Genomic DNA, 2058 nt, shown 5'->3' with positions numbered 1-2058 from the left:
GCTTCGCCCTCCTCGCCGATCTCGGACGGACCGTCGGTGAGGACCACGATGTCGTCGGACCACGAGCGGAGCAAGACGGCGCGGTCGGCGGCGGCGGGGCCGTTTAGCCAGACGGCGAGCGGCCGGTCGCGGACCTCCCAGCCGTGGCAGTAGGGACAGTGAAAGACGGTCCCGCCCTACAGCTCGCGGACGCCGGGCACGTCGGGCAACTCGTCCACGACGCCGGTCGCGAACAAAACGGCTCGTGCCGTCACAGCGTCGTCCTCGAGGGCGATGGTAAACGCGCCGGCCTCACCCTCGATGGCCGTGGCTCGCGCGTGTCGGATCAGGTCGAGCGGAGGCGTGCCGTCGCGCGTGAACACGTTGTGGGCGTGGGCGGCCGGCGCGTTTCGCGGGGCTCCGCTATCGAGGACGAGTACGCGGCGGCGCGAGCGGCCCAGCATCGTGGCCGCGGTCAGGCCTGCCGTGCCAGCGCCTACGATGACGACGTCGAAGGTGGGGGAGGGCGTTATCGAGGTCGAGGGAGTGAGCCGTGAGACGTCACCGCCTGGCCCAGGCTTACCCGTCCTCGAGGGCGAACTCCGCCTCGACGGGCGGCCGTCCTCGAGGGCGCACCAGCCGGGCGCCCTCGGCTCTTGCGCCGTCTCCAACTTTAGTACGGCAGCTCGAGCGGCGTCAGCCGAGCCTCGATGGCCGCGCGTTGCGGCTCGTACTGCGCCGGCAGTTTGAGCGCCCGGCCCAGCGTCTCGAACGGCTCGTCGACGGTGAAACCGGGCGGGTCGGTCGCGATCTCGAACAGGATGCCGCCGGGCTCACGCGTGTAGACCGAGTGGAAATACTGCCGGTCGATCTGGGGCGTGGGCTGAAGACCCATCGACAAGAGCGTTTCCCTCGCCTCGAGCTCGGCGTCGTCGTCGGGCGCTCGGAAGGCGACGTGGTGGACGGTCCCGATACCCATCCGGCCGGCGGGCTGGGGCGCCACGTCGATGTCGACGAACCGGGCGCGGTCGGCGTTCGGGTTGACGAGCCGCAGCCGGTCGCCCTCCTGTCCGTGCTCTTGATAGCCGTAGGCCTCGGTCAGCACGCGCAGCGTCGCGTCGGGGTTGTGAGAGCACAGCGTGACGCTGTGGAAGGCGCCCAGGGCCATCGAGGTCGGGACCAGGCCGTCGGCCCACTGCCCGCTCGCGTCCTCGTCCTCGATCAAGTCGATCACCAGCCCGTCGCCGTCGTGGACGGTCAAAACGTTCTGGCCGAACCTCGAGGTCGGGACGGCTGTCGGGATGCCTGCCTCAGCGAACCGGTCGATCCATTCGCTCAGCGCTCCTGGCGAGACCGTGTACGCGGTCGCCGTCGCCTGGCCGGCCCCGACCCGTCCTCGAAGGCCGTCGCTGGGCCACGGGAAGAAGGTCAAGAAGGAGCCGGGCCGCGCCGGGCCGTCGGCGTAGTAGAGGTGGTAGGTACCGGGGTCGTCGAAGTTGACCGTCTGCTTGACGAGCCGGAGCCCCAACGTGCCGGCGTAGACGTCGACGTTGGGCTGGGCGGGGCCGCAGATGGCGGTGACGTGGTGGAGGCCGGTGAGCACGGGGGTTGGGGGCTGGGTGTTGGGGGCGTCGACTGTGACCTCGAGGTCGGTGTCACTCTCGAGGTCGCCTACGAGGTCGCCTCTCCCTGGGGGAGAGGGTGAGGGTGAGGGCGCGCGGCGCCGGAGACGCCCCCGAGGGAGCGAGCGAGACCGCCTGGGTCCCCGCCTGCGCGGGGATGACTCATGAAGAGAGGCAGGCTGGGACCGAAGGCGCGACCTCGAGGGCGAGCTGAAGGCGGGTCCAACCTCAATGGCGAGCCCGGAGGCCCCCAACCCCAAACACCCACTCCCCACACTACAAATCGGCGAGGTGCTGGTGGACGAACGCGACCGCGACCGAGCCCTCGCCGACCGCCGACGCCACGCGCTTGACGGACTCCGCCCGGACGTCGCCCGCGACGAACACGCCGGGGACGCTCGACTCGAGCAGGAACGGCGCCCGTTCGAGCGGCCAGTCCTCGAGGTCGGCCTCAGAG

At 70.7% G+C, this 2058-nt stretch carries 2 protein-coding genes and 1 pseudogene; all 3 read right to left on the bottom strand.

The window, feature by feature from the left end:
• Nucleotides 1-176: 176 nt before the first annotated feature.
• The gene (locus WBA11_RS10145; RefSeq protein WP_424520579.1) at nt 177-650 is read right to left on the bottom strand and encodes an FAD-dependent oxidoreductase; all 474 of its coding nucleotides are present in this window, start codon (nt 648-650) and stop codon (nt 177-179) included.
• A gap of 2 nt (nt 651-652) precedes the next feature.
• Complete coding sequence (locus tag WBA11_RS10140) at nt 653-1582, bottom strand: ring-cleaving dioxygenase (protein WP_424520578.1); 930 nt, start codon at nt 1580-1582, stop codon at nt 653-655.
• A gap of 295 nt (nt 1583-1877) precedes the next feature.
• Nucleotides 1878-2058 (bottom strand): annotated as a pseudogene (locus WBA11_RS10135) (fused response regulator/thioredoxin-disulfide reductase); the annotation flags it as partial.

Origin of the sequence: Rubrivirga sp., from assembly GCF_049648075.1 — a bacterium.
In the GTDB taxonomy this organism is placed as follows: domain Bacteria; phylum Bacteroidota; class Rhodothermia; order Rhodothermales; family Rubricoccaceae; genus Rubrivirga.
Note: the sequence above shows the minus strand (reverse complement) of the source record. Positions and strands in the feature narration are given on the sequence as shown.